We start from the raw sequence: 26,920 nt of genomic DNA on the forward strand, positions 1-26,920 counted from the left end.
TCCGTATTTTATAATGAGTTATTAATGTTACATACTCTCTAATTATTGACCATATTATGATTTCTGTCAACTTATAACGAAAAAAACTCATAGTACCATCTATAAAAATAGCGGTATTAAGAAGGTTAACAATATGTAAAACATTCCTGCCATAGCTACAAACAAAACCAACGGGATTTTTATGCCTGCAAAACTATTAGTTAATGCCCCTTTCTTTGGGCATACAGCAATGCAGTTTTGGCAGTTAAAACATTCAGCCGATATTACCTTCTTCATTTTATGTACCTCTAGATTTGAGGGACATTTCTTTGTACATAACGTGCAATTGATGCACTTATCTTCGCATCGGACGATACCACTGGGGCTAAACCGACCTGCAACTCCGGCGATAGCACCCTGTATGCAGATATATTTGCAGAAGAAATTATCAATAAAAAATGACCCAATAATTGTTACAAAAATCAATACAATACTTATCCAGGCTAATCCAGGCAATATTATGTTATACTGCTCAAATACATCATCAACACTGACTTGTAGCAGAAACTTGCCGCCTGCAATGGATAATGCTGCAAAACCTGTAAGTAAGATGTATTTCACTGCTCTAAGATATTTATCGAGTGTTGCAGGAACTGTGACCCTTTTTTTTATAAGCTTGAATCCTATATATCCAACACCCCTTTGCAGCGCTCCCACCAGACACAAAAAACCACAAAAGCTTCTTTTAAAGATAATGGCAAACAAAATAAATATTATTGGAGCTGCTATGATGCTATGTTGAACTGCATTCTCAAAAGTCTCCTCAATCAGGGAACTAAAAACAAGCGGGAATATTATTAGAAAAAAAGGAATACTCGTTTTTGCTAATTTCTTAGTATTAATATTCATTACATGACCTCCGTATATTTGGTTTGGTTTACATCTACCGAATTATAATCTTCACAAAAATACCTCCTGTTTGTTTATGCGATAATCATATCAAATCACATTAAACAAACAGGAGGTATAAAATTAAACAAATCCTAAACTCTTTCTTTTTCCATTTAATCAGTAACTATAGTCTGCTACTCTAACAAACCTTTCGAACTTTTACTGCTATCTTCCTTATTTTTTTCTAGAGGATACTTATAAAGGTCTCTATCTTCCATCGAATAACCTGATAATCATATGATTTTATCTTATCTATTCAACCGGTATCCCGCACCCCATACTGTCTCTAAGATTTTTGGGGTTTTACGGTCATCCTCAATTTTTTCACGAATACGATTAATATGCACCATAACCGTCGCGCTATCCCCAGCATAATCATATCCCCATATTTTTTCAAACAATTGTTCCTTCGAGAAAACAATATTAGGATTTTCAGCCATAAATTTTAATAATTCAAATTCTCTATTAGGAAAACGAATTTCTTCCTCACCCTTATAGACCTTCCAGCCATGCAGAAGAACTCGAATATTACCGATTCGTATCTCATCGCCCTTCTCATCCAGCTCATTCTGATTGGCTTCTGTTAATCGGCTATACTGCCTTATATTTGCATTTACTCTTGCTACAAGCTCAGCGGGATCAAACGGTTTAACAATATAATCATCTGCACCAAGTCCCAGACCACGAATTTTATCAACAGATTCCGTCCTTGCCGTTACCATGAGAATTGGAATATTAAGTTTATCTCTTATCTCTTTGCATATCTCATAACCATTCTTTCCGGGAAGCATAATATCCAGTATTATTAAATCAAAATTTTCCACATGCAGAAGTGGAAGTACTTTATCTCCATCACTTAGAATGAATGTTTCAAACCCACTAGCTTCCAGATAAGCCTGTTCTATCATACTGATATCATCATCGTCTTCGACAATTAGTATTCTATATTTTGCATTCATCTAAATCACCTCCTACATCCAAAATTGGTAGTCTTATTCGAATGGTAAGACCGTTGCTGTTTTCTGCATCTACTAAGCCTCCCATAGCATTTACCAGATATTTTACAATATAAAGACCTAGACCATTCCCTTCTTTTATATTCCTCGATTCATCACCTCGAAAAAACTGTTCAAAAATATGGGGGATCTTATCTTCTGAAACTCCACCGCCATTATCAGAGATCTCAAGTACGACATAGGCATGTTCATCAAAAATATTAATGGTAATTTCAAGCTTATCTGTTTCTGCATATTTTTTACTGTTTTCCAGTATATTATCAAGTATTCGTTCCATTTGTTCTCGGTCAATCTTTGAAAACAAACCTGTTTTTACATCTTTTAAATTAATTTTTAAAGATTCATTCTCTATCGATAATTCGTATCTTTTCACATAGGCTTCCAGATACTCACTCCACTCTGTCTTTTCAAAAAACAGTGGCATATTACCTGTTTCAAGTTTTGAGAAATAAAACAACCTTTCCAAAAGCAGGTCCATTTCTATCGTTCGTTTATAAGCTGTATCAAGAAATTTTTCTCTTAATTCAGGTGTGGTCGCAACCCCATCCTTGAGACCTTTTATTGTTCCTCTGATTGCCGTTAATGGAGTCCTTAAGTCATGAGAAATTCCCGCCACCATTTCAACTCTCATCTTTTCATAAGACTCCTTTTTTGCATTAGCTTCCGTTATATGTTCCTGCATTTCATTAAATGCCTCACAGACATATTCAAATTCAATATCTCCCTTATATTTAACAGGTTCAGAATAATTTCCTTCTTTCATTCTTTTTGCTCCTTCTGACAATACAGCTAAAGGATTCGTGATATGTTCTATAAGTCTCTTAGTAAAAATCTGACTAATAATGAGTAAGGCACCAATGCAAAATATACCATCAATCAGTAATAGTATAAGTACAGTAGTCATACTATTTTTTTGAGGCCAGAATTCATGATATTCTCCTGCGATTGCATACACTTTCATTTTCTCATTCATATCATATTGTGTTATCACTGTCATATAGTCTTGTACATAAACATGCATCTTTCCATCTGTTTCCAAATAATCTCCAAGATAATTTATAAGCTCACTCACAGAAAAATCAGTATTTGAGTAAATCACTTCACCATCCATTTCAACACAAATAGAATATCCATACCTATTCAGTTTTGCTGCAAGATTGTTTATTGCCTCTTCTTTTGGAGATGTATTCCAATCTGCCAGGATATTTCTTATTTGTTCGGTATTATCTGCTAACTCAGACGAACCAATCATGCTGTTTTTATATGTGTTCTCATATAAATTTATTACGAATATATTAACGAAAAGAAATAGACTTAAAGTTACAAGCACCATTCTGGTATTAGAAATAAAAATTCTGTGTTTCACTGTCTGCTTTTCTTTATGCATCGTCCTCCTCCTCGTAACTGCCTTCTAACAATTTAAAACAAGTTATAAAAATGTGAATTCAGATAGCCTATTAGTAAATTAACTGAACTATTTTATCATACTCCTCAGCAAACCATATTGCTCTGTCATCAAGATTTTTTACTTCGTTTCCCATATCCTCAAAAAGTATAACTATGTGTGTTGCATACTGAAGAAAATGCTTACCGCCTTCTGTTATATAAAGACTTTTTACAATACGGTCAAACAACCTGATTCCATAATAAACTTCAAGCTCAGAAATTGCAAGGCTAATAGATGGCTGCGCAATGTAACGCTTTTCTCCGACAGCTGTTGTGCTGCCTGTTTAAAAGACTGTGACAAAGATCTGTTCACCGCTATATTTGTCCATTTCGACTACAATTCGATTTTCAGCATCTAGAATCCATATATGTATTAAAGTTATGTCCTAACCTCCTTTTCATATTCTTATTCAACTCACCTCCTAATGGTCATCGGTAGATCCTCCAACTTTGCTTTACATTAATAAGATGATTTACTACATGTATTTTGTTAGTAAAATTACTAAAATTAAAAAACCACAGCCCGGCTACTGCCAGAGCTGTGTAAGTGTTTTTACTTTTTCATAAATTTCAATTTATATTTCAGATCAATGCGTCTAAATTTGACCACAATCTGGCGTGCAACATTAATGTTACATACTCTCTAATTATTGACCATATTATGATTTCTGTCAACTTATAACGAAAAAACTGCGGTAAACATAGCAGGATGTAAAATCACATCGAATTCTGATCAATGATATCAGTTACTTTCCATGTGTTACTCAATATATGTAGTCCACTTACCACATTGATTACACAAGTATATAGCGAAGTCTAATGTTTCATCAGCTGCTTCTAAATCGTAAGTAAAAATTTTTCCATCTTTAATGAATCCTATATCCTTTCTCCAGACACTAAAGCTTTCCGCATCACATTGCGGACATTCAGAATCACATTTCCCAACATACTCAAATTCGTCAATCGTTATCCCGTTATCTTGTAAAAATTGAACAATAGCTTCTTCATAACCTATATCTGAAAGCTCAATGAAATCATCTAACTTCAAAAATTCACTCATGTAAAACCTCCTGTTATTCCTGTTAAATAAATATTACCATTACTGTGGTCAACCAAACACTACCGAAAAATTGATTTGAGTCTAGATGACCAACATATTGAAGATGCTCTCCCACAATCAAAGAATAATAATATACTATACCATATTTTAGGCAAAAACAGAGAATGGATGGGATGGCATAACTATATCTTGAAGATGGTGAATTTAAAGAGGTATTTTACATAGACCATTACTATCTATTGTCCGCTTTTCATGCCTGCTTCCAGCGGGCTGTTATTTCTTGTTCCTTCGTAAGGTGGAATTTCCTATTACATAAAAATCAGCACTTTTCCACTGGCAAAATGCTGTCGTCATCAGCAATGGTTTATCATCTGTAATAACTAGCAGGAATTTTTCTTACTTCGACTTAAGAAATTGTTTAACTTTGTTGTAATACAACATACGCTGCATTACCGACATGACTATTCATCTTCTTTAAAGTAGTATCCAATGAATGACATAATTAATCCAACTAATGAAACTATCCAACCTATAAAGAGAAACGAATCTGGTCCTAAACTGATTGCTATCCCGAACAAAATAATTGCTATCCCCATCAATATTTTCTTCATAGATTTCATAAATACCCCCATAACATAATAATGCAATGTGTAAATTAGTTTTCGGTTGTATTATAACAATATACCGCAAAATATGCAAGCATTTTCCTATTGCTCATCCCTTCACTGAAACTGAGTACTTTTAAACGATATTTATAACATACAGTATATCAGATTCAATCCTCAGACTTTTTTGAGTAGTCAAAGTTTTGAAAATAAATTTGTACATAACGTGCAATTGATGCACTTATATTCGCATCGGACGATACCACTGGGGCTAAACCGACCTGCAACTCCGGCGACAGCGCCTTGTAAGCAGATATATTTGCAGAAAAAATTATCAATAAAGAACGAGCCAATAATTGTTACAATTATTAACATAATACTTTGTTATAATTCCTCTAATGAAAAAAAAGTTTGTGGACGATCTGCATTGGATTGAAGAAGATGAAATGCTGCATTTAGCAGCAATTGCACAATCCTCTCCGGGAGCTGTTGCTGTCAATGCATCTATACTTTTAGGGTATAGAGTCGCAGGTATATTGGGAGCATTAATCACAATTATAGGCACAGTATTGCCGCCGCTTATTATTATTTCAGTTATATCGCTGTTTTGCACTGCATTTCGAGACAACACTGTAGTAAATGCTGTTTTGAAAGGGAGACAGGCTGGAGTACCTGCTGTTGTAATTAATCTTGGGGTTAATGTAATTAAGGAAAAGAATATCATATCGGCTAACAAATAAATAAAACAGGAATGGCTAATAATTACCATTCCTGTTTTTTAAAAACTTATGATTTTTTTGATTATTATTTACCAAGTGTCTCTTTTGGTCCCTGAGCCGGTGTCAGCGTAACAATATCAGTTTTGAAAAGATCTCCGTCATCCGTAACATAACCATACTCGTCGGTTTCTGAGCTAAAAAGTTTATTTTCACCAGTCGAATTTTCATAGAGTTCGCTCTTAGCTGAGAGACCAGTATCCGGATCAATAAATTCAATCAGCTGCATATCAGCCTGAGTTGTGTCGTTGATATAAGACTGATAGCTATTTAGAAGCTTATTCAATGTCTTTCCCTCTGAAGTTGTTTCAGTACCGATTGAAGTCCAGGCATCACTATTCAAATATTCCTTATCAGAAGCAAAATTGTCGAGGTTCATTTCTAATTTTTCAAATACAGCTGGCTGATCAGCTTTCTTCATAACTGTACCGCTTAATGGATCTCCATTGTTATCCCGTTTGATGATAACCAGGTCATTACCGCCATTGGTCAAATATGTGCTCTGAAATTTTATAAGTTGACCATCTGATGAGTATTCATGAAAATCAGATCTATTCTCCTTAGTTTCAGGGTTATACCAACGCTCATATGTCACGTTCTGGCTACCATCCGCCCTTGTGTAGACCCCTTTACTGTACTGGATCGTACCTTGTGTTATTGCCTTCGTATCTGACATCGCCTGTGTGTTGGGTACCGTGACTACGCTGCCTTTCGATACAACATCATTTAAAGTTGATGCATATACCGCTGTCATTCCCAATCCGCCGATGACTAGAGTCACAGCCATAGTAATTCCTGCCATTTTCACTTTGTTTCCATTCTTTCCAATCATATAAAATAACCTCCATTTTTTATTGTATGTTGTCCAAAGCAACCTTACAAATACATAATAAAAAATCGTTATTTCAAAAGTATCGCATTGTTGTAAAATAGTTGTATTATTTAAAAAATCTGATTTTAACTGTGGTGCCTTCACAAAGCTTACTTTCAACCTCAATCTGCCCCTCATGCAAACGAACGATTTCCGCACAGATTGCAAGACCCAGCCCAAATCCATGATTAGCCTTGGATTGAACACTGTCTACTACAAAAAATGGTTCAAAGATCCTTGGGATATTTTCCGCAGAAATCCCGACTCCATGGTCTTGGATATCCAATATATATCCTATATCTTTTATAACAGTTCCTCTTAAGGCAATTTGACCACCAACACCCGAGGCTTTCATTGCGTTGTCCAACAAATTGGAACAAAGCAGTTGAAACAAATCTCTCTCCATCAACATTGTATAGGATTCTACTTTCACCGACAATGTTATTTGTTTATTTTCCAACTGTGGTTTCAATGCAGCCTCTATTTCACCGCATATAACAGCAATATCCATATATTCCATCTCTGGCTTTTTATTTCCAATCAGAATCAAATCCATCAATTTAAAGGAAAGGCTCTCCAATCTCTTTCCTTCAGAATAGATATAAGTCAGCGCCTTGAAAAATACCTCTTCATTGTATTTAGCTGTCCGAAGTAAGTCGGCATAACCAATAATTGAAGTGAGGGGAGTTTTGAGTTCATGGGTTAAATAGTTGATAAACAGCTGACGGCTTTTTATTGTTTCCTCCAATTCAACCACTTTGCTCTCTACTGCTTCAGCCATCTGATTGAAATTATCTGCGAGGATGCCAATCTCGTCACTTGAAGAAATTGGGACCCGCTGCGAATAACCCCCTCCAGCAATTGCCCTTGCCGATTCATTAAGTGATCTTATTGATCTTGTCAGATACCAAATTAATAAATACAAACCGCCGGCAAGTATAATGGTTATGGCAATATTTATTTTAAAGAATAGGTTGATTTGTGAGCTTTTATCTTGGTAAGTCTTGGAGATATCACGAATGTATGTGAGTTTGAAAGCCTTTGCACCCAGCGACAGATTACCACTTATAAATAAATATGTTCTTTCTTCCACGTCACAGATGATATACTTTCTGTCATCACTTTCTGACAGGTTAAGTTCTTGCCGATCCTTGCCATTCTTACCTGGGAAACTGGTGAAGACCTTCTTGTCTTGACTGTCTGCTATTTCCAGGAAAACCTCATTACTATTAAAAAAGCGCGTATATTTGTCTGCGTTATTTTCTAAAAAATCTTGAGCATTAGAGGTTAATTGAATTTGTCCGTTCAATGAACTGAGATAAGTCCAATCAGTCCGAATCTGCGATTGGATAATCATCTGTTCGGATAGTCCACGTTCTATTACCGCACTTAAATTGCTATTGAAATTATGTTCAATCAGATAAAAAGAAGAAGTGTTAAATAAAGCTTCAAATAAAAAAAAAGTGCCAAGGAAGACTTTTTGCCAGAGCTTCATGCTTTGTCCTCCAGGCGATACCCATATTTGTAAACGGTTTTAATCTGTTCTTCCCAACCCAGTTTCTTGCGGATTTTCTGAATGTGAATATCCACCGTACGTGTTTCACCTACATAATCATAGCTCCAGACTAATTCAAGAATTTTTTCTCTGGAGAGCGCTTTGTTACGGTGCTTTATCAAAAGGAGCATTAGCTCATATTCCTTCATAGTCAGCTCAACAAGTGTGCCATCTTTTCGTACTGAACGTTCTTCCATATTAATTTCCAAATTCTCAAAACGAGTTACCTCCGGGGCTCTGGTATTTCGGCGAAGTACGACTTCAATTCTTGCCAGCAACTCCAGTGCTTCAAAGGGTTTGACAATATAATCATCAGCACCCATTTTCAATCCCTTCAACTTATCTGATAGACTGTTTCTAGCTGTAAGGAAAATTACCGGCAGTGCATTCTCCATCAGCAGTTCCATAAGTTCAAAACCTTCCATATCTGGCAGCGATATATCCAGAAGCACAAGTTGAGGATTGAATCCAGTAAGCACTTCCTGTGCTTCTTTACCGGAATACGCCTGCTGACCTTTATATCCTGCCAATTCAAGATTCCAAAGAATTAAATCTGAAATGGCTTTATCATCTTCTATAATTAGAATATTTTCCATAGTCATCACCTCCATAGGTGAATTTAACAATTTATACTAACATTTGATTAGCACATTATATCACAGAATCAAATTTTTGTTTTATTAAGCAAGCAAACTGTCTCCACATGCCTTGAAGCGACAATAATGATGTCATCAGAACCTGGTGGTTCCTTGGCGGAAGGCTCTTTTTCTTAAAGATCAATCAAAAACCTTTCATTTTTAAGTTACCACATCCCCATTTTCATATTGAAACATCATTATATACAGTTTTATATAACAGACGATATTCCCGAAGTAAATAGCATATCTATCAAGTTATATAATTCATCTGGGGGCAAATCTTTTTGCCTGCGTTGCCAGAGACGAAGCAGTGAAAATGCAGTTGAGACTTGAAACTCTAATAAATATGGTGTTACTGAATTATCTTTAGGGAAACAATATTTCTGTGCATCAGAAAAAAATTCACCTTTCAACTTTTCACTAAAGCGGATATTACCATAATCACCTAATAAAGCATTTAGGCATGCTCCTTTTTCCTCGAAAAGTAGGAGTATATCCCGTGTATCAGCTTGCTCTTTGTTTTTCATCTTCTCCCGGATATAATCCAATATATCGTTTTCCACGAAGCTAAGCAAATCGTAAACATCGGTAAAATACTGATAAAAGGTACTTCGGTTATATCCAGACTTGTTTGTAATTTCCTGTACTGTGATTTTCTCAATCGGTTTTTGGCAATAAAGTTCACAAAAAACGCCGATAAATGATTGTCTTGTTTTTTTCGTTATTTCAGGCTGTTTTTTCATTTCTTGCCCCTTTCGCAAGCAAAATATCATCCAACAAACCAAATAATTCTGTTGGTTGATGAATTTGAAACAAAGTCGTATAATTCATTATACAACACGTTGTCTTATAGTCAAGATGTGAGGAGGATAAATATGAAAATAGCCGTCAGGTATCAGTCCATAGGAGGCAATACAAAATCAGTAGCGGAAGCTATCGCCAATAAAGTCGGTGTTAAAGCAGAGCCGATTACTGTTCCGCTTAATGTGCCGGTTGACTTTTTATTTATCGGTGGCGGCGTATATGCGCATGGTTTAGACGATTCCCTAAAAAGTTTTTTGGAAAATTTAGATGCGACAACAGTCAAAGTCGTGGCTGCTTTTTCCACTGCCGGAGCTATGGATGGAGCAATAAAAATAGCTTCTATTGTTAAGGAGAAAGGGATACCTGTGCATGGCGAAACCCTGCCTATGAAACTCGGTGTGCGCAATCATGGTTATTTTATCCATAAAGGTTTTATCGAATTGACCAACAAACAGCTTGCTGCTGTTAATGACTTCGTAAAAAAGGTGATTGGATAACGGTTTTGCCATAGCAACAAGAATTTCATATCTCCATAGGGTCACTGCAAATCAACCGTGGCCCTATTTTTTGCAAAAAATCCATAAAAAAGTTTGACAATATTCATCTGAAACAGAACCTTTGTGACTGAAATTTCCTTAATTTCCTGCACATTTTTGACCTTTTCACTAGGTACACCGTAAGCACCTTGCCAAAAAAGAATACCCTTCTTCATTTTTACTCATTTTTCTTAACATCCTTTCCTCGTTACCTTTTCCATCAGTTTGATGTAGCACAGAAAAAGACCGCCCATCTTCAAAAAGCTTGAAAATAAGCGGTCTTTACGACTTTTAAATATTCTGTTGAATGATAAAAATAACGTCTAATAAATCTAAATTATGAACTCTACTTCGGTCTGTTTCCAGAATCCATATCAAGAACTACCGACACATTTACACCGTCCGAAATAGACTTTTTTCTTGAAATTTGACCTTTTCTAGAAAACCCAAAATGCTTCTCAAAGTGCCTAAAATCAAGTATTTTTACATATCTTTCTTGTGTAGTAGTACCACGGTCTCCACATGTGAAGTCCCAGGAAACATATCCACAGGTATAATTCTTTCAACCTTATATCTATTCTTAACCAAATACCCCATATCCCTTTCTAAAGTTTCAGGATTACAGGATATATAAACAATTTTCCCAGGAGCCAGGGTACACAAAGAATTAAGAAATTTCTCATCACTTCCGGCTCTGGGGGGATCCATGAATACTACCTCAACGGATTGATCCTGAGCTGCCATCTGGCTCATAAATTCACCGGCATCTTTATTATAAAAATCCACATTGGTTATTTTATTTCTGCCTGCATTGGTTTTGGCATCACGGACAGCATCGGAATTTAATTCAACTCCAATTACTTTTTTGACATGCTCGCTTGCAATTAAACCAATCGTACCAATCCCGCAGTAAGCATCTACAATAGTCTCCTTACCGGTAAGGTCTGCCAGTTCGATTGCTTTTCCATACAGGATTTCAGTCTGGATCGTATTTACCTGGTAGAAGGATTTAGGGGAGATACGGAATACTTTGCCGCATAAGGTATCTTCGATATAGCCTTTTCCATAGATAACCTGCTCTTTCTCACCTAGAACCATGCTGGTTCGCTTATCATTCACATTTAGAACAATTGTTGTAATCTCAGGATGCTTCTTTAACAGAGCTTTAATGAAATTGCTTTTGGAGGGAAGTATTGGTGAGGAAAGTACTAATACTACCATGATCTGTCCGCTGTGAAAGCCTTTACGGATTAGGACATGACGAAGCAGTCCAAAATCTGTGTCTTCATCATAAGTCTTGATTTTAAAAGATTTAAGCATACCTCTGATTGTTCCGATTATGGCATCTGCCTGCTGGTCTTCGATCATACAGCTTTCTACCGGCACTACTCTGTGGGTTCCGGCTTCATAGACTCCTGATATGGGATTTCCTTTTTTGTCATGGTCAAAGACTGCGTGTACTTTATTCCTGTAATGATACGGATTCTCCATGCCAATAATAGTCTCTACTTTGGCAAATTTTCCAAGAAGACCTTCTACTTGTTTCTGTTTGGTTTTAAGCTGTTGTTCATAACTTAAATCAAGGATTTGACAACCTCCGCATTTATACAGGACAGGGCATAGGGATTTTTTATTGTTCTTCGTATCATTATTATTCATATCATTGTTTTTCCCAGAGATTTTTCCTCTTTGATTCGATTTATTATACTTCTCGGCTCTATTTTTACCCTGCTGCCTGTTGTTTTCTTCATATTTGTTATTCATTTCCGATTTATTTTTACTTTCGACTCTACTACTACTTTCTGCTATGTTCCTACTGTCTGACCTGTTTTTACTCTCAGGTCTACTTTTACTCTCTAATCTATATTTACTATCTAGTCTATTTTTACTATCTGATCTATTTTTGCTATCTGGTCTATTTTTGTTTTCTGATCTATTTTTGCTATCTGGTCTATTTTTGTTTTCTGATCTATTTTTGATTTCCGATCTATTTTTGCTTTCATTTCTGTTGCTATTTTCAGAATAATTAACCAGTCGTTCAATATTATCTGATCCGTTTTTACTTCCCATTATCCTACTACCTGCTTTTCTTTCTTTCGGCATCTTCTTATCCCCATTTATCTTTCTATTTACTGGCATGTTAAACTCCTTCTTCGTTAAATTCCGGGATAAAACTTTCTGCTGCTGTTTCTCCCTCTTGGATAAAACCATTTTCTACGCCTAAGTACAGTGCGTAATCTACCAGCTCCTCATATTCTTGGGGCGTTACTTTACGATTTATCTCCGTATAAGCTTTCACCTGCGAGAGGGGGGTATATTGGTTCATGATACTAATATATATTTTATCGCCAAAGGTATCATATAAATACTCCAGGATATCTTTTGAATCCATTAGATATCCGGGTAGAGTTAAGTGTCTTACAATTACCCCTTTAGTCATGATTCCTTCTTCATTAAAGTCAGGTTCTCCTACCTGATTCACCATTTCAAGGATTGCTTCTGAGGCATAGTTAAAATAGTCAGGTGCATTGGAATAACGTTTACTGATTTCTCCTGACTTATATTTTAAATCAGGCAGATAAACATCTACGTAGCCGCTTAACAGCTTTATGGTCTCAACTTTTTCATATCCACTGGTGTTATATACGATTGGCAGATACAAGCCTTTTCTTTTAGCAGTAATTAACGCTTCAATAATCTGGGGCACATAGTGGCTTGGAGTAACCAGATTAATGTTATTGGCACCCTTTTCTTGAAGTTCCAGAAAGATATCAGACAGACGCTCTGTGGTAATCTTCCTGCCTGCCAGACCTTTTGCAATCTTTTGGTTCTGGCAATAGACACAGCCCAAGGAACAACCGGAAAAGAACACCGTTCCAGAGCCCTTCTCACCTGAGATGCAGGGTTCTTCCCACATATGTAAGGCCGCCCGTGCTACTACGACCTTTGCTGCCTCTCTGCACATTCCTATTTGACCCAGAGTCCGGTTGGCATGGCACTCTCTTGGACATAGTGTGCAGTCTTCCAGTATATTTTTATTCATCTTATTCTTTCCTTAATCTATTTTAATACTTATTTTGGGTAGTAACTCTATTTTGCGCCATACTATTTTGATGCAAACAAATTTCGATACATCAGTATTTTAACACCGAGTATCTTAATGCAAACGTATTTTGATAGTAAAATTTTTTTAATTTACTTTTTTATAATATCATTTCAAATTCGATTTCATGTTTTAAAGGTATTCCATACTCCCCGATTAAAGGTATTGCAGGCTTAATGCTCCTTGAGATATCCATGGCATTTGGATATACTCGGATCATGTCAAAGCCTCTCTTTTGATAAAACTTGAGGGCATTCATGTTGTCATTGGTAGTAATTAGTTTCAACTTAGTACAGTTTTGCTGTTTTGCATTCTCCTTTACCAGATTAATCAGACTGGTTCCGGTTCCCTGATTTTCCTTTATGCTTGCCAATGACATGATTTCGCATTCACCGTCTTGTATCCGGTAGGTTATGAAACCGGTTATTTCCTCTTGTTCCATTGCCGTAAATCCCTCCAATACCGAGGTATCCACTACTTCTCCCCGTACTATTATATCAGTCGAATACCACAGGGATCTGATTAAATCATTTACCTGCTGTCTGTTTTCGCCATTGATTGGTATTAGCTCCATTGTAATTCCCCCTAATATTCTCCAAGCTTTTTATAGTTATAAAATCCTTACGTTACTATATCTTTCATTACTATATCTTTCGTTATTTTAAATATATCTTAATTTACAAATTGATACAATCTATTTCTTACTTTAACCTATTTTCACCGGATAATTATATTACAATAGATAGGATAAAATATTTTTAGTCTACTCCCTTTACACCTTCAATTTTCTGGTAAAGGTATGGTCATTTATGCCTGAATCAAGGGTAGCGGTATATCTGATGTATTTATTCATGGAGGACTCTATGTTTTTATCTGCGGTATGAAATTTCGAATAAGGAAGTCCGCTTTTTATAGCTTCACTGCCAAGTATTATAAATGTAACACGTCCCTCCTCCTCAGGAGAAAAATTGCTGATTTCGTAATTATCCTGGTCTGTAAAACCCAATAGCATAATTCTTCCATTTTCAATTCCTGCTGCCAGGAAGGATACCATTTTCTTATCCTCATTCATCGCTTTGGCAACCTCACACAAATCATAGATGACAGTTGTCGGTCGCAGCGCATTAACATCCACCTGGGCTGTACTTGCTAATCTTAGATATTCCTTTACTATTAATTCACAATACTCTATATTACCGTAAAAACCAACTATACATTGGGCATTCAGAATTATCATCTGTTCGTGGTCCTGGCTAGTCTTTGATTCTATGTCCCGATTGATTACCAATCCGTCACTTTTTACCACTACTCTTGACATATTGGCTACTGCTACTACTATACTCATGGGTTTTCTCCTAATATCTTTAAACATTTCTTTCGTACTGATGTTTTCTGTTTAATTCTTCTCAGAATAATTTTCTAAAGATGTTTTCTTCAAAATGAGTTCATCAAAATGAGTTTTCCAAGCTGATTTTTTCGAGCTAATTTTTTCAAGCTGATTTCTCCAAACTGATTTCTTCAAGCTGATTTCTTCAGGCTGATTTCTTCGAGCTAATTTTTTCAAGCTGATTTCTCTAAGCTAATTTCTTAAAGCTATTTCTTCAAGCTTATTTTGTCAAGTTTATTTCTCTAAATTCTTCAAATTGATTTCTCCATGTTGATTTCTTCTAAGTCCTCGAATAACACTAAAACCGTTCCTTTAATAAAATACCTCATTATTCCGTTTCATTCTCCCACAAATCCCAGTAATGAAAAAAGAAAGGGATCTTATGCATTATTATATAATAATACAAAAGTTCCCCTTCATCAATAAGAATCAATAGAAAACACTAATCTTATTCCACTTTTTAACTTTCTGCCTCTAAGGCACTTTTCTTATAAGTAATTACGGTAACAAAAAGCGCATACCCGGCTAAAAGCAGACCGGTAACAATCCATATTCCTTTTATCTGAAGATAACTTATCATTATGCTGCTGAACAGAGAAGACACCATAACACCAATCTGGGTAATCAGGGAGCTTAGTGAAAGCACACTTGCCCTCATACTACTCGGGGTATACTGGTTAATCAACGTATTCTCTGCCACATTACCGACGCCAAGTACAAAATAAATAACTGCATATCCAAGGATATAGCCGGCACTGCTGCTTTGAAGAGCAAAAATCACAATACAGATACCTAATACAATCCGGTTTATATTATAGACCTTCCACTTATGATTATTAAACTGCTGTAATAACTTATGGGCAGCCGTATTGCCGGAAACAGAGGCTACGAAACCGAAGAAGGTAATTATCCCAAGGAGCCAGACACTGCCAGTAAGACCTGCTATCTGGGTAAATGCAGGCTGCCAGTAAGTTTCTATGGTGATTAAAAAGAAACCTAAAAAGAAAACACCAGCAAATATTAGTTTAAAATTGGGAGTAGAAAATACAATCTCTTTTCCCAGCCTTATATGTTCCGTAAGTGGTATCCGCTCTGTTTCTTTTTCCTTTTGTATCTCTTTTATAAAGAGAACGCAAAGTACCAGCACGACAATTGTTAAACCTGCCCGAAGTATGATATTCATCGTATAATTGCCGCTCAGATAAGAGATTACCCCACCTGCAATTCCTCCAACTGCCAGACCAATTCCTTCCAGTATTGCTAAGCGGGAAGTTACTTTTGACAGGAAATCTTCTCCCTTACTTACCAGTGCCTGGTCTATGATTAATGCGTCCAAACTACCGGAAGCAAAGGAACGGCTCAAACCGTTGCAGATAATGACAAATATCAGCCATATCATATTATTAGACAATAACAGCAGTACCATGGACAAAAATTGAAAGATACAGGAAATCAGGAACACATTTTTCCGTCCGAACAAATCTGCACATATTCCGCTGGGCAGTTCAACGCACAATACCGTTATCGCATACAAAGCGATTAATATGGGAAGTGTCTTTAGGCTCGCTCCCCGCTCTAGTAAAATCAGGTTTAATACAGGCAAGATTATTCCTAAAGAAAAATTGTTCATCAGAATAATAATCTGGGAAATCTTAGCCATCTATTTCCTCCTTGGCATTGTATAGTATCAATGCATATTCATATGGCGTGCGTTCTTTCGATGGTTTGGAATGACTCTGTATATATTCCATGATTATTTTCATAAGCTCTACAGATTCCTCATCGGTCAGATGGAGGACACCGGTTAAGGTATCTCCCCATTTTTGCAGCTTAGTTAAATCCGTATCCTCTGCTTCCATATCTTTTAATGTCTCATTCTGAAGCAATCGTTCTTTTTTCGCTACAAACCCTTTAAATATCTGGAAGATTTTCTCCTGCATTAAAGCTTCCCTTAAGTAAATGGAATCATCATTCAGTTCCATTCCAATCTGGACAACTACATAGGTCGGTTTATAAAAACTTGCAGTAATCCCATTAATAAGTTCTGTGTGATCCAGTTCAATCACTCCTAGTGATAACAGCTTCTTTATATGATGCTGGGTTCCGGAAGCAGAGATATTAAGTTTATCTGCCAGCATTTTAGGTGTCATGGGAATCTTTGATAATTCCAGCTCTCTTATTAACTGCTGCCTCACCGGATTCATGTAGATTTCCAGTTCTTTTTTGGTGGTAAGTTTCACTCTTTCCATAATTTTAGTCTCGACTTTCTTTGATTCATTATCATTACACAAATTATAACATTACGCATTGTGTAATGTCAACATAAAAGTATTTTACTAAAAAAACAAGTCCGACAAAATACCATTATCTACATTGAAAATCTCCTCCGGGGAGAGGGGGTGATACTTTAGTGGCTTACATTGCTTTAGAGACTTGCTAGGCTTTTGAGACTTGCATAGCTTTAGAAGCATACATTGCTTTAAGGCTAGCCTGGCTTTTGAGGCTTGCTTGGCTTTTGAGGCTAGTAATGTCCTTAGTTTTATCAGCAAATTATTAAAATCTTGACAGCCATCCTATTATCCGCTTAATAACTTCATTATATCTCTGTCCTATCAAAAGCCCCGTATGAGTAGTCTTTTCGAATCCCATATATTCTGCATGTAAGTGCCCTGCTTCTGCCATACCCCTGACTTCATCCTCCTCACAGCCTATAGCTTTAATAACCAGGCAAGGGAAGGTAAAAAGGCTGCTGTTAATAGATATCCCCTCTTTTGCCCCAAAAGGTATGGAACTTTTTAAGAGAGTGAGTGAAGATTCCATGGACAGATATTTTCTTTGAAATGCAATATCCTCCGGTGATTCATCTATGCTGCTGATTTCTTCCCGTTCCGGCGCCTGTGCTACATTACCGCAAGTAGGGATTTCCAAATCTTTATAAGGAACTTTTTCATACACCTGTTTACTGATGCTGGAATCAATTAGTATCAAACCTGATAGTTTTTGGGTTTCAGCTATTTTCTGGCACAAGATTCCACCCATGCTAAAACCGATTAAGACCGGTGGTTCATTGCACACAGCTATTACTTCTTTTATATCCTCTAAATAATCCTCAAAAGTAATACGGGTCATATCCATAACCCTGCTTCTATAGTGACTTCTCAGGTTCATGACATAACAGTTCCAGCCATCATCTTCAAAATGCGGTATGTATTTACTCCACATCCAGCTTCCGGTATAAGCGCCATGTACAAATAGCAGCGGGGGGCGTTCTTTACTTTTATCTTTCTTTCCTTCGTATATCTCCAGAAAAAGATCATTATTACCAATAAACCGTTCCATGTGTTTTGGTAACATCTTCGTATAGTCCTTCATATTGTATCCTCCTAATAATAACTAATGAATTCACAAAAAATACCGACTGAAATTAGTCCATCTCTTTTCAACATAGTTTGATATCAAACTATTTAGGTAAAATTTTTACCACTTAAAAATTTCTATAAATCCGATTTAACAAATCAAACAGTTCCTCCTTCTCTTTTTCAGAAATACCCTCATAAAAAACTGCCAGTACCTCTTTTGATATCTTCTCGAATACCGGCTTTAATTCATATCCTTTATCCGTTAAGGTAACATAAATAATCCTGGTATCAGCAGTATCTCTTTCTTTAACCACATACCCCAGTTTTACTAATTTGTCAACCAATGCCGTAACCGTAGACTTATCCCTGCCAATCTTAGAGGCAATTTCAGCCATAGTCATCTTGGATTTTCCAAAAAGGGCATGAATAATATCTCCATGGGAAGTTACAATATATTCAATCCCATGGGCTTCCATTTCGGATATGATTCTCCGGTTGACTTTTTCTCTTATTTTTGAAATGAGTGATATAATATCGTTTGGATTCATAATCCTTATTATAGTTTTATATCAAACTATTGTCAATAGTCCAATAACATATTATGAATCATAGTCCAATAACATATTATGAATCAATTTCTTCCACCATACGGTATCCAACCCCAACTTCCGTGATAATATATCTGGGTTCTGCCGGGTTTTTTTCTATTTTTCTGCGGATGTTAGCCATGTTAACCCGAAGAGTCTGGTTTTCATTGGTATAGGGTCCCCATATCTCCTTAATGATAAAATCATGTGTTAATACCTTGCCTACGTGTTTGGACATCAGCACAATAATTTTATATTCGATGGGGGTTAAGTGCACCTCTTTACCTGCCAGGGTAATCATTCGTTTGGAATAATCAATGGCCAGTTCTGAAAGGGTAAATTTTTGATTCTCTGTATCCAGAGACTTTACTGTCTTCTGGCTGTGGCGTAATGCCGTACGGATTCTGGCCAATAGTTCCGATGGACCAAAGGGCTTTGTAACGTAATCATCTGCCCCCAAATCCAAAGCTTCCACTTTCTCCCGTTCATTACCTCTGGCTGAAACCACAATGACCGGTATCCCATTCCAGGTACGCAGGCTTTTTAAGACTTCCGTGCCGTCTATATCCGGAAGCCCTAAATCCAAAAGGATTAAATCCGGTACATGGGAAGCCGTCATTGTAATGGCTTCCGTACCGTTCACTGCTTTTATTACTCCATAGTTATTGGCTATTAATATGGCTGATATAAAATTGCTGATATATTCATCATCTTCTACAATTAAAATCAGGACTTTACTATTCATGATTACCCCCAATTCCTATTTCTTCACTTATCTCAAGGGGTAGTGTAAACCAAAATACTGCTCCCCCTGTTGTTTTATTTTTCGCTTCCATTTTCCCCTGATGGGCTTTTATAATTGACATACAGATGGACAAACCGATTCCCATACCCCTTGAGGAATCAGCACTGCGTTTCCCATTTGGCACATAACTTTCAAACAGATAAGGAAATTCCTCCGGGGGAATCCCTTCCCCATTATCGGCTACTTCAAAAACCGCTTCACTGCCTTCCTTTTTTACCGTCACAAAAACTTCTGCCTCTGCCCTCGTGTGTTTTAGCGCATTTTCCAACAGATTAATAAGAACCTGGGAGATTAAAGTGCCATCCATTGGTACGATAAGCAATTCCTCCGGGACTTTTACCGATATATTTCTACCCGGAAATCTTTTACGGATACGGCTGATGGCTTCCGCCACGATTTCCTCCGCTGCTTCCGGAGACTTAACCACATTCATCGTGCCTTCATTAATTCTGGTGATGGATAAAAGATTTTCTACCATACGTATCAACCACTGGGAATCTTCCTTTATATTAGCTATCAGCTTATTGCGGGTATTAAGGTCTAACTCCTCTCCGCTTTCTTGGAGAACAGAGCTGGCTCCTAGTATTCCGGTTAGGGGGGTACGAAGGTCATGGGAAATAGCCCGTAACAGATTACTTCTCATCTTTTCTTTTTCAGATTCTACCAGAATACTTCGCTGTTCATCTGATAATTTTTGCCGTTCTAAAGCCATGGCAACCTGAGAGGCTATCATTCTTAAAAACTGCCGGTTTCCATGGTTTAACTGACCTTTCATACAAGATATGCCAAGGACTCCAAGGACCCTGCCCTGTGATGTTACAGGCATATAAAACCCACCGGCTCCCATTAAAGTATCTGTACCTGACCCGGCACGTTTTTTGTTGGTGAAAACCCAGTGTACCACTGCTTTTTCATCCTCCAGCAGCATATAAGAAGCATCCTCATCTTTATCAGCTTGTAAAAGGGTTCCGGCAGCGCCAGAGGCTGGGTCTTCTGTATAAAATATCACGGATTTATTGTACAAGTTTACAATGTGTTCATTGGTCAAGTCTATAATATTCTCAAGTCCTCTGGTTACTAAAAGCTTTTTGTTCATTTCATACAGCACTTGGGTCCGCCGCTCCCTGGCTGCTGCGAGAATTACTTCGGTCTTGATTCTGACCGTCAGCGTACTGGTGATAAGAGCAACTAACAGCATAATAACAAATGTAATATAATAACCCGGCTGAATCGTATATAAGGTATAGTAGGGTACTGTGAAAAAGAAGTTAAAGGTCAGAACGCTTAAAATGGAGGCAACCACTCCGTAAATAAATCCTCTGGTTATACGGGAAACAATTAGCACCGACAGGATATATACCATTATTTCATTCTGATCTTCAATATCAAACTTTCTTAGTCCAAGTGATAGTAAAGTAGCTGCTGTTAACATCCCAAGGGTCTTAAATGTATCCGCCCAGGATAAATACAGGTTCTTTCCCCAGGTTTTTTTTAATCTTAAGTACGGTCTATGACTTATACTTCCGGGAATAATATGGATTTCTACTGTGGGCAGCAAGGATATAAGCCGGTCTTCAAAATCCATTTCAAATAAGCTTTTAATGGTCTTTTTATTTCTGCTCTTTCCAATAACAATATTAGTGATTCCGGAGATTTTAGCGTACTCTGATACCATCTGAGGAATATCATAACCTTGAAAGGTTACGATTTCACCGCCTAATTTTGCAATCAACTCCATATTGGCTTTCATCGTTTTCTGCTGGTCAGCGGATAAGTCCTCCTCGGGATTTTCCACATAAAGTGCTGTCCAAGGTGCATGGAACGCTTCGGCTGCCCTGACAGTCCACCGGATGCATTTTGCGGAGGAGGGCGAAGGACCAAAGCAAACTAAAAACTTTGCATTAGCCATCTTCTCGGACAGGCTCCGTTCATTGCGATTCTCATAGCTGATGCGGTCTGCCGTTTTTCTCATGGCAATTTCACGAAGGATCCTTAAGTTTTCCCTGGAAAAAAAATTCTCCAGGGCAGTCTGAGCCCGGTCCGTCCGGTATATCTTTCCATCCTTTAACCGTTTTAGCAGTTCCTCTGGGTCAATATCGATTAATACCACCTTATTGGCCAAATCAAAGATATAATCAGGAACTGTTTCTCTTACCGTGATTTTAGTAATATCCTCCACTACATCCTTCAGGCTTTCTATATGCTGGACATTGACCGTAGTGTATACATCAATACCGGCATTTAACAACTCTTCGATATCCTGGTATCTCTTTTTATTCCGTACACCGTCAGAATTGGTATGGGCCAGTTCATCCACCAGGATTAGCTCGGGCTTTCGCTTTAACGCTTCATCCAGATCGAATTCTTTCAGTTCTATATTTTTATACTTTACGCTTAATGGAGGAAGTACCGGTAAGCCGTTTAGAAGTGCTGTCGTATCCGGACGGGTATGGGGCTCCACATATCCGACTACTACGTCCACACCAAATTTCTGCTGTTGGTGTGCATCATCTAACATAGCATAGGTTTTGCCAACTCCTGCCGCATAACCGAAAAATATTTTCAGTCTTCCGGTCTGAGAAGGTCTGACTGCCTTTATTACTTCTAAAATACTGTCCGGATCCGGACGATTCTCCATATCCATCATTTACATCACCACCCTAATCCAACGATAATTTATTTATAATAATCCGTCAAGTGCCAAATTAACTTTAAGCACATTCACTCCGGAATTGCCAATAAAGCCAAGAAAACGCTTTGTCGTATATTTTTCAATTATCTTTCTTACCTGGTCCTCCGTAGTCTTTCTCTCTTTCGCAATACGTGCCACCTGATATTCTGCTGCTTCCGGCGAAATATTAGGATCCACTCCGCTTCCTGAGGCTGTTACTAAATCCATAGGGATATCTGACTTATTATCTGGGTCCAGCGTATGCCACCAATCAATTCTTTCCTGTACCACCTGTCTTTGTTCCTCACTTACCGGAGACAGGTTGGTGGTTCCCATAGGTCTTCCAATCAAATATTCCTTCGTTGAAAATTCCTGCGCCAGTAATTCAGAACCATAGCTTTTCTTCGACCCGTCCTTTAAGGTAACACTCAGGATGCTGCCGTTGGCCTGATGGGGAAATATAAGCTGTGCAATTCCCGTTACCACTCCGGTATACAACACACCGCATAAAAGTGTCATTATGATAAATGACAATAGTGCAGGTTTTAAAATTTTCATTATACTATACATTTTTAGCTCCTTTCTGTCTGTTTACATGAAATAAAACATTAACACTGTCTTGTATTTGTAAAACATATTTCGGATCAGAATTTTAATTAAAAATTTTAGTTTTTACAATATTCAGCTAATCAAAGCAATCCTGCACTAACGATTAAACCAGGTTTAAGGCAGTTAAAAGGATATCAATTAGCTTAATAAAGATAAAAGGAGCAATAATTCCACCCAAGCCATAAATCATTATATTCCGTTTCAAAAGTTTACCCGCCGGCAGTTCCCTGTATTTTACCCCCTTTAAGGACAAGGGAATCAGAGCTATAATAATCAGGGCGTTATAGATAATTGCCGAAAGGATAGCACTTTTAGAATTGGTGAAACCCATGATATTAAGTGCGGTAAGTTGTGGAAAAATTCCAAAGAACAACACTGGAATGATGGCAAAATATTTGGCCACATCATTTGCCACACTAAAGGTAGTAAGGGCACCACGGGTCATTAAAAGCTGTTTTCCGATTCTTACGATATCAATCAGCTTAGTAGGACTGGAATCCAAATCCACCATGTTGCCTGCCTCTTTGGCAGCCTGGGTACCGGTATTCATGGCTACCGCAACATCAGCCTGGGCTAAAGCCGGTGCATCATTGGTACCGTCACCGGTCATGGCTACTAAATGTCCTTTGGACTGATAATCACGTATCAGTGATAACTTCGCTTCCGGTGTTGCTTCCGCCAGAAAATCATCCACACCGGCTTCTGCTGCAATAGCTGCCGCTGTCATGGGGTTATCCCCGGTAATCATAATGGTTTTAATACCCATCTTCCGAAGATCTTCAAACCGCTCCTTAACCCCATTTTTTACAATATCTTTTAAGTAAACCACTCCCATTACCCTGCCGTTTTTAGCAACTACTAAAGGAGTACCTCCGTCTACGGCTACTTTTTTAACGATTTCTTCGCATTGCTTCGGATACTCCCCGCCTTTTTCCAGAACATAGGCTTTAACAGCTTCTGCGGCACCTTTTCTGATTTCATTTCCCTGATAATCGATTCCGCTCATTCTGGTTTTTGCAGTAAAGGCTATAAAGTTTGCTTTTAATTTTGATATATCACGGCTTCTTATATTAAATTTTTCCTTGGCCAATACTACGATACTCCTGCCTTCTGCTGTTTCGTCTGCCAGTGAGGAAAGCTGTGCCGCATCTGCTAATTCTTCCTCTGAGATACCTTTTACCGGAAAAAATTCACTTGCCTGTCTGTTTCCCAGGGTAATTGTACCTGTTTTATCAAGCAATAATACATCCACATCTCCGGCCGCTTCAATGGCACGGCCGCTCATGGCAAGGACATTGGCCTGATTCAAGCGGCTCATACCGGCTATTCCGATGGAGGATAGCAGAGCACCGATGGTAGTAGGCGCCAGGCAGACTAGAAGTGCTATTACATTGGTTATAGAAATCGCTGAGCCTGACCCAGCCTGACGGCTTACAAAGGCTGAAAAAGGCAGAAGAGTCCCTGTTACGACAAGGAATATAATTGTCAAGGTTACCAGTAATATTTGCAGTGCAATTTCATTCGGGGTCTTTTTTCTGGCAGCCCCTTCTACCATGGCTATCATTTTATCTAAAAAACTTTCTCCGGCTTCTGCTGTTATTTTAATAATCAGCCAGTCGGATAAGACACTGGTTCCTCCGGTAACAGCACTGCGGTCACCTCCGGATTCTCTGATTACCGGTGCAGATTCACCGGTAATGGCACTTTCATCCACGGATGCTGCACCATCAATTACCTCTCCGTCCATAGGGATCTGCTCTCCGGCTTTTACATAGACAATATCTCCTTTTTTCAGGGTATTTGATACTACTTCGGTGTAATCCTCTGGATTCGAAACTGTTTTTAATTTTCTTGCCTTCACATCTTTTCTTGCACTTTTCAGACTATCCGCCTGGGCACGTCCTCTGCCTTCTGCTATGGCTTCTGCAAAATTGGCGAATAAAACGGTAAACCATAAAATAAGTGCTATGACCAGGGTATATCCTGCACTTTCATCTTTGATTCCGGCTAAGGAAAGAATATATAATCCAGTTGTTAAGACCGCGCCAATATATACTACCAGCATAACCGGATTTTTCACCTGGATTTTAGGAGCCAGTTTCTTAAAGGACTGGCGAATTGCATCAATCAAAATATTTTTATTATATCCACTTTCTTTCATAACAACTCACCTCAACTAACGTGTTGTAAAGTAATCCGCAATCGGACCAAGGGCCAGTGCAGGCAGGAAACTGAGTGCCCCAATGATTAGAATAATTGCTATCACTAATCCGACAAACGTAAAATTACTTGTTGATAAGGTTCCCTCGCTAACGGCTACCGCTTTTTTCTTAGACAGATTCCCTCCAAGGAAAATGACAGCGGCCATTGGAAGGAATCGAACCAGCAACATAATAAATCCACCTGTAACATTGGTAAATACCGTATTTGCTGTAAAACCACCGAAAGCACTGCCGTTGTTATTACCCATAGAAGAGAAAGCGTACAGAATTTCCGAAAAACCATGAGCCCCGGTATTAGTAAGCCATTCTCTGGCAGACGGTAGTAGCACCGCTGCTGCCGTTCCAAGCAAAGTCAATAAAGGGGGAGTAAGGACAATAAGACATACCATCTTCATATCAAAGGGTTCAATCTTTTTCCCTAAGTATTCCGGTGTCCGTCCCACCATCAAGCCTGCAATAAATACGGTTAGGAGTACAAAGGCCAGCATACCATATAGTCCGCTTCCTACCCCTCCGAATATAATTTCACCTAACTGCATCAAAAACATCAGAACAAATCCGCCTACCGGTGTAAAACTATCATGCATGGCGTTAACGGAACCATTGGAAGCCGCCGTTGTCGCAGTTCCCCATAGGGCTGACGCTCCGACACCGTGGATGACTTCTTTGCCTTCCATACTTCCAGAAACGGTTACACCTGCAAAATCAGGACCAAGATATTGTTCGCTTAAGGTTACAAACGTAAGGGAAACTGCAAATAATGCAATCATTACGGCATAGATTGAGATGCCCTGCTTTCTGTCCTTTACTGCCTTGCCAAAGGTAACACAAAGAGATGCCGGAATCAGAAGTATGGATAACAATTGTATAAAATCTGAAAAGGCAGTGGGATTCTCCAGTGGAAAAGCGGAATTCGCTCCAAAAAAACCTCCTCCGTTGGTACCCAGTTGTTTTATTGCAATCTGACTTGCCGCCGGTCCTAAGGGCACGACCTGAGCTGCTCCGTTAAGACCAGTTACCTCCTTATATGGGGAGAAGGTCTGTACTACTCCCTGAGAGACAATCAGTATTGACAGTACCAGTGATAACGGAATTAAAACATAAAGGATTACCCTGGTTAAATCCACCCAGAAGTTACCGATTGTTTTATTATCTCTTAATATAAACCCGCGGATGAAAGCAAAGAGTACTGCAATACCCACTGCCGCCGATACGAAGTTCTGGACGGTCAGCCCTAGCATCTGGGATAGGTAGGACAAGGTTGTTTCACCGGAATAGGCCTGCCAGTTAGTATTGGTCACAAAGCTCGCAGCTGTATTAAAGGCCAAATCCCATTTCACACCCTTAAAACCTTCGGGATTTAAGGGGAGAATTCCCTGTAACATCAACAAGATCCATAGAAAAATAAACCCGATTACACTAAACCCGATTACGCTGAAGGTATATTTCTTTGCATTCATTTCCTCCTCGCCACGTATTCCCAGAAATTTATAAATTCTTTTTTCTAAAGGGGATAGAACCGGGCTTAAGAATACTCTCTCCCCTGCCATAACCTTGTAGATGTAATTGCCTAAAGGCACAGATAAACCTATTAGTAAAATTAAGTAAAACACATCTAGCAGTATAATGTAATTCATAATTTCTCACCTCTGAATAAGACGTAAAATAGATAAATTAGTAATGCGAAACCAATGAATGCCGTAATGGCTAATACGATTCCCAATTGCAAAACCTCCTGTTCATGTCTAAACATTCTTATTATATCTGACCCCGTATCTAACTTAAGGGACTTTGCTTTCTCAGATTCCTGTTTCTTACAAAAGGGATCTTCCTTTCTCAGGTTTCTGTTTCTTACTTAAGGGCTCTTCCTTTCTCAGATTTCTATTTCTTCCTTAAGGGTCTTCCTTTCTCAGGTTTCTGTTTCTTACTTAAGGGTTCTT

The 26,920-nt window shown here is 38.0% G+C and carries 27 protein-coding genes; 2 read left to right on the plus strand and 25 right to left on the minus strand.

Translation table 11 applies throughout. From position 1 onward, the window contains the following. Positions 1-99 precede the first annotated feature (99 nt). The 6 genes from QA584_RS19895 to QA584_RS19915 form a co-directional block, all read right to left on the minus strand. Entirely contained in the window at positions 100-888 is a 789-nt protein-coding gene (locus QA584_RS19895) for a 4Fe-4S binding protein (protein WP_278270855.1), read from the minus strand. Positions 889-1,178: 290 nt separating this feature from the next. Continuing rightward, complete coding sequence (locus QA584_RS19900; RefSeq protein ID WP_278270856.1) at positions 1,179-1,889, minus strand: response regulator transcription factor; 711 nt, start codon at positions 1,887-1,889, stop codon at positions 1,179-1,181. After that, the gene (locus tag QA584_RS19905) at positions 1,873-3,333 is read right to left on the minus strand and encodes a HAMP domain-containing sensor histidine kinase (protein ID WP_278270857.1); all 1,461 of its coding nucleotides are present in this window, start codon (positions 3,331-3,333) and stop codon (positions 1,873-1,875) included. The genes QA584_RS19900 and QA584_RS19905 overlap by 17 nt, the downstream gene beginning before the upstream one ends. A 70-nt stretch (positions 3,334-3,403) precedes the next feature. Next, complete coding sequence (locus tag QA584_RS28880; RefSeq protein WP_442870363.1) at positions 3,404-3,640, minus strand: hypothetical protein; 237 nt, start codon at positions 3,638-3,640, stop codon at positions 3,404-3,406. Between the two features lie 512 nt (positions 3,641-4,152). Continuing rightward, positions 4,153-4,452: a hypothetical protein gene (locus QA584_RS19910; RefSeq protein ID WP_278270858.1), complete on the minus strand. Its 300-nt coding sequence runs from the start codon at positions 4,450-4,452 to the stop codon at positions 4,153-4,155. A gap of 461 nt (positions 4,453-4,913) precedes the next feature. Next, positions 4,914-5,072 (minus strand): hypothetical protein, encoded by a 159-nt coding sequence (locus tag QA584_RS19915; RefSeq protein WP_278270859.1) that lies wholly within the window; start codon positions 5,070-5,072, stop codon positions 4,914-4,916. Between the two features lie 383 nt (positions 5,073-5,455). Here QA584_RS19915 and QA584_RS19920 point away from each other — a divergent pair, with 383 nt between their 5' ends. Beyond that, positions 5,456-5,797, plus strand: a complete 342-nt coding sequence (locus QA584_RS19920) for a chromate transporter (protein WP_334306014.1) — start codon at positions 5,456-5,458, stop codon at positions 5,795-5,797. A 64-nt stretch (positions 5,798-5,861) separates the two neighbouring features. Here QA584_RS19920 and QA584_RS19925 read toward each other — a convergent pair whose 3' ends face one another. The 4 genes from QA584_RS19925 to QA584_RS19940 all read right to left on the minus strand — a co-directional run bounded on the left by QA584_RS19925 (position 5,862) and on the right by QA584_RS19940 (position 9,640). Continuing rightward, complete coding sequence (locus QA584_RS19925; RefSeq protein ID WP_278275250.1) at positions 5,862-6,830, minus strand: hypothetical protein; 969 nt, start codon at positions 6,828-6,830, stop codon at positions 5,862-5,864. Beyond that, positions 6,772-8,199, minus strand: coding sequence for a sensor histidine kinase (locus QA584_RS19930; protein ID WP_278270860.1), 1,428 nt, complete (start codon positions 8,197-8,199; stop codon positions 6,772-6,774). The genes QA584_RS19925 and QA584_RS19930 overlap by 59 nt, the downstream gene beginning before the upstream one ends. After that, positions 8,196-8,855, minus strand: a complete 660-nt coding sequence (locus QA584_RS19935) for a response regulator transcription factor (RefSeq protein ID WP_278270861.1) — start codon at positions 8,853-8,855, stop codon at positions 8,196-8,198. Before QA584_RS19935 ends, QA584_RS19930 begins: the two co-directional genes overlap by 4 nt. Before the next feature lie 251 nt (positions 8,856-9,106). Beyond that, the gene (locus tag QA584_RS19940) at positions 9,107-9,640 is read right to left on the minus strand and encodes a TetR/AcrR family transcriptional regulator (protein WP_278270862.1); all 534 of its coding nucleotides are present in this window, start codon (positions 9,638-9,640) and stop codon (positions 9,107-9,109) included. A gap of 132 nt (positions 9,641-9,772) precedes the next feature. Between QA584_RS19940 and QA584_RS19945 the strand changes: the two genes are divergently transcribed. Further along, positions 9,773-10,198, plus strand: a complete 426-nt coding sequence (locus tag QA584_RS19945) for a flavodoxin family protein (RefSeq protein WP_278270863.1) — start codon at positions 9,773-9,775, stop codon at positions 10,196-10,198. Between the two features lie 41 nt (positions 10,199-10,239). Here the strand turns inward: QA584_RS19945 and QA584_RS19950 are convergent, their stop codons facing one another. From QA584_RS19950 to kdpA, 15 genes are all read right to left on the minus strand, one after another. Continuing rightward, positions 10,240-10,413 carry a hypothetical protein gene (locus QA584_RS19950; RefSeq protein WP_278270864.1) on the minus strand — a complete coding sequence of 58 codons (174 nt, stop codon included), beginning with the start codon at positions 10,411-10,413 and terminating at the stop codon, positions 10,240-10,242. Between the two features lie 307 nt (positions 10,414-10,720). Further along, entirely contained in the window at positions 10,721-12,376 is a 1,656-nt protein-coding gene (gene rlmD, locus QA584_RS19955; RefSeq protein WP_278270865.1) for a 23S rRNA (uracil(1939)-C(5))-methyltransferase RlmD, read from the minus strand. Position 12,377: 1 nt separating this feature from the next. Further along, positions 12,378-13,280 (minus strand): radical SAM protein, encoded by a 903-nt coding sequence (locus QA584_RS19960; RefSeq protein ID WP_278270866.1) that lies wholly within the window; start codon positions 13,278-13,280, stop codon positions 12,378-12,380. Positions 13,281-13,440: 160 nt separating this feature from the next. Next, a complete protein-coding gene (locus tag QA584_RS19965; RefSeq protein ID WP_278270867.1) occupies positions 13,441-13,914 on the minus strand; it encodes a GNAT family N-acetyltransferase in 474 nt (157 codons plus the stop codon). 198 nt (positions 13,915-14,112) lie between these two features. After that, positions 14,113-14,685, minus strand: a complete 573-nt coding sequence (locus QA584_RS19970) for a hypothetical protein (RefSeq protein ID WP_278270868.1) — start codon at positions 14,683-14,685, stop codon at positions 14,113-14,115. A gap of 51 nt (positions 14,686-14,736) precedes the next feature. Beyond that, entirely contained in the window at positions 14,737-14,904 is a 168-nt protein-coding gene (locus tag QA584_RS19975; RefSeq protein ID WP_278270869.1) for a hypothetical protein, read from the minus strand. 283 nt (positions 14,905-15,187) lie between these two features. Further along, positions 15,188-16,387: an MFS transporter gene (locus QA584_RS19980; RefSeq protein ID WP_278270870.1), complete on the minus strand. Its 1,200-nt coding sequence runs from the start codon at positions 16,385-16,387 to the stop codon at positions 15,188-15,190. Continuing rightward, a complete protein-coding gene (locus tag QA584_RS19985) occupies positions 16,380-16,976 on the minus strand; it encodes a winged helix-turn-helix domain-containing protein (protein WP_278270871.1) in 597 nt (198 codons plus the stop codon). The genes QA584_RS19980 and QA584_RS19985 overlap by 8 nt, the downstream gene beginning before the upstream one ends. Before the next feature lie 304 nt (positions 16,977-17,280). Further along, positions 17,281-18,099, minus strand: a complete 819-nt coding sequence (locus QA584_RS19990; RefSeq protein WP_278270872.1) for an alpha/beta hydrolase — start codon at positions 18,097-18,099, stop codon at positions 17,281-17,283. Between the two features lie 112 nt (positions 18,100-18,211). Beyond that, positions 18,212-18,634, minus strand: a complete 423-nt coding sequence (locus QA584_RS19995; RefSeq protein ID WP_278270873.1) for a MarR family winged helix-turn-helix transcriptional regulator — start codon at positions 18,632-18,634, stop codon at positions 18,212-18,214. A gap of 76 nt (positions 18,635-18,710) precedes the next feature. Next, a complete protein-coding gene (locus QA584_RS20000; RefSeq protein ID WP_278270874.1) occupies positions 18,711-19,418 on the minus strand; it encodes a response regulator in 708 nt (235 codons plus the stop codon). Beyond that, positions 19,411-22,125, minus strand: a complete 2,715-nt coding sequence (locus tag QA584_RS20005; protein WP_278270875.1) for a sensor histidine kinase — start codon at positions 22,123-22,125, stop codon at positions 19,411-19,413. The genes QA584_RS20000 and QA584_RS20005 overlap by 8 nt, the downstream gene beginning before the upstream one ends. A gap of 33 nt (positions 22,126-22,158) precedes the next feature. Next, positions 22,159-22,719, minus strand: a complete 561-nt coding sequence (gene kdpC, locus QA584_RS20010) for a K(+)-transporting ATPase subunit C (protein ID WP_278270876.1) — start codon at positions 22,717-22,719, stop codon at positions 22,159-22,161. 142 nt (positions 22,720-22,861) lie between these two features. Next, positions 22,862-24,919, minus strand: a complete 2,058-nt coding sequence (kdpB, locus tag QA584_RS20015; RefSeq protein ID WP_278270877.1) for a potassium-transporting ATPase subunit KdpB — start codon at positions 24,917-24,919, stop codon at positions 22,862-22,864. Between the two features lie 15 nt (positions 24,920-24,934). After that, positions 24,935-26,617 carry a potassium-transporting ATPase subunit KdpA gene (gene kdpA / locus QA584_RS20020; RefSeq protein WP_278270878.1) on the minus strand — a complete coding sequence of 561 codons (1,683 nt, stop codon included), beginning with the start codon at positions 26,615-26,617 and terminating at the stop codon, positions 24,935-24,937. Positions 26,618-26,920: the final 303 nt, after the last annotated feature.

Origin of the sequence: Anaerocolumna sp. AGMB13025, from assembly GCF_029689925.1 — a bacterium.
Lineage (GTDB): Bacteria > Bacillota > Clostridia > Lachnospirales > Lachnospiraceae > Anaerocolumna.

Bases quoted from the DNA above. Each gene is read 5' to 3' on its own strand.
- QA584_RS19895 (WP_278270855.1), bottom strand. From the start codon at position 888: ATGAATATTAATACTAAGAAATTAGCAAAAACGAGTATTCCTTTTTTT.
- QA584_RS19900 (WP_278270856.1), bottom strand. From the start codon at position 1,889: ATGAATGCAAAATATAGAATACTAATTGTCGAAGACGATGATGATATC.
- QA584_RS19905 (WP_278270857.1), bottom strand. From the start codon at position 3,333: ATGCATAAAGAAAAGCAGACAGTGAAACACAGAATTTTTATTTCTAAT.
- QA584_RS19910 (WP_278270858.1), bottom strand. From the start codon at position 4,452: ATGAGTGAATTTTTGAAGTTAGATGATTTCATTGAGCTTTCAGATATA.
- QA584_RS19915 (WP_278270859.1), bottom strand. From the start codon at position 5,072: ATGAAATCTATGAAGAAAATATTGATGGGGATAGCAATTATTTTGTTC.
- QA584_RS19920 (WP_334306014.1), top strand. From the start codon at position 5,456: ATGAAAAAAAAGTTTGTGGACGATCTGCATTGGATTGAAGAAGATGAA.
- QA584_RS19930 (WP_278270860.1), bottom strand. From the start codon at position 8,199: ATGAAGCTCTGGCAAAAAGTCTTCCTTGGCACTTTTTTTTTATTTGAA.
- QA584_RS19935 (WP_278270861.1), bottom strand. From the start codon at position 8,855: ATGGAAAATATTCTAATTATAGAAGATGATAAAGCCATTTCAGATTTA.
- QA584_RS19940 (WP_278270862.1), bottom strand. From the start codon at position 9,640: ATGAAAAAACAGCCTGAAATAACGAAAAAAACAAGACAATCATTTATC.
- QA584_RS19945 (WP_278270863.1), top strand. From the start codon at position 9,773: ATGAAAATAGCCGTCAGGTATCAGTCCATAGGAGGCAATACAAAATCA.
- QA584_RS19950 (WP_278270864.1), bottom strand. From the start codon at position 10,413: ATGAAGAAGGGTATTCTTTTTTGGCAAGGTGCTTACGGTGTACCTAGT.
- rlmD (WP_278270865.1), bottom strand. From the start codon at position 12,376: ATGCCAGTAAATAGAAAGATAAATGGGGATAAGAAGATGCCGAAAGAA.
- QA584_RS19960 (WP_278270866.1), bottom strand. From the start codon at position 13,280: ATGAATAAAAATATACTGGAAGACTGCACACTATGTCCAAGAGAGTGC.
- QA584_RS19965 (WP_278270867.1), bottom strand. From the start codon at position 13,914: ATGGAGCTAATACCAATCAATGGCGAAAACAGACAGCAGGTAAATGAT.
- QA584_RS19970 (WP_278270868.1), bottom strand. From the start codon at position 14,685: ATGAGTATAGTAGTAGCAGTAGCCAATATGTCAAGAGTAGTGGTAAAA.
- QA584_RS19980 (WP_278270870.1), bottom strand. From the start codon at position 16,387: ATGGCTAAGATTTCCCAGATTATTATTCTGATGAACAATTTTTCTTTA.
- QA584_RS19985 (WP_278270871.1), bottom strand. From the start codon at position 16,976: ATGGAAAGAGTGAAACTTACCACCAAAAAAGAACTGGAAATCTACATG.
- QA584_RS19990 (WP_278270872.1), bottom strand. From the start codon at position 18,099: ATGAAGGACTATACGAAGATGTTACCAAAACACATGGAACGGTTTATT.
- QA584_RS19995 (WP_278270873.1), bottom strand. From the start codon at position 18,634: ATGAATCCAAACGATATTATATCACTCATTTCAAAAATAAGAGAAAAA.
- QA584_RS20000 (WP_278270874.1), bottom strand. From the start codon at position 19,418: ATGAATAGTAAAGTCCTGATTTTAATTGTAGAAGATGATGAATATATC.
- QA584_RS20005 (WP_278270875.1), bottom strand. From the start codon at position 22,125: ATGATGGATATGGAGAATCGTCCGGATCCGGACAGTATTTTAGAAGTA.
- kdpC (WP_278270876.1), bottom strand. From the start codon at position 22,719: ATGTATAGTATAATGAAAATTTTAAAACCTGCACTATTGTCATTTATC.
- kdpB (WP_278270877.1), bottom strand. From the start codon at position 24,919: ATGAAAGAAAGTGGATATAATAAAAATATTTTGATTGATGCAATTCGC.
- kdpA (WP_278270878.1), bottom strand. From the start codon at position 26,617: ATGAATTACATTATACTGCTAGATGTGTTTTACTTAATTTTACTAATA.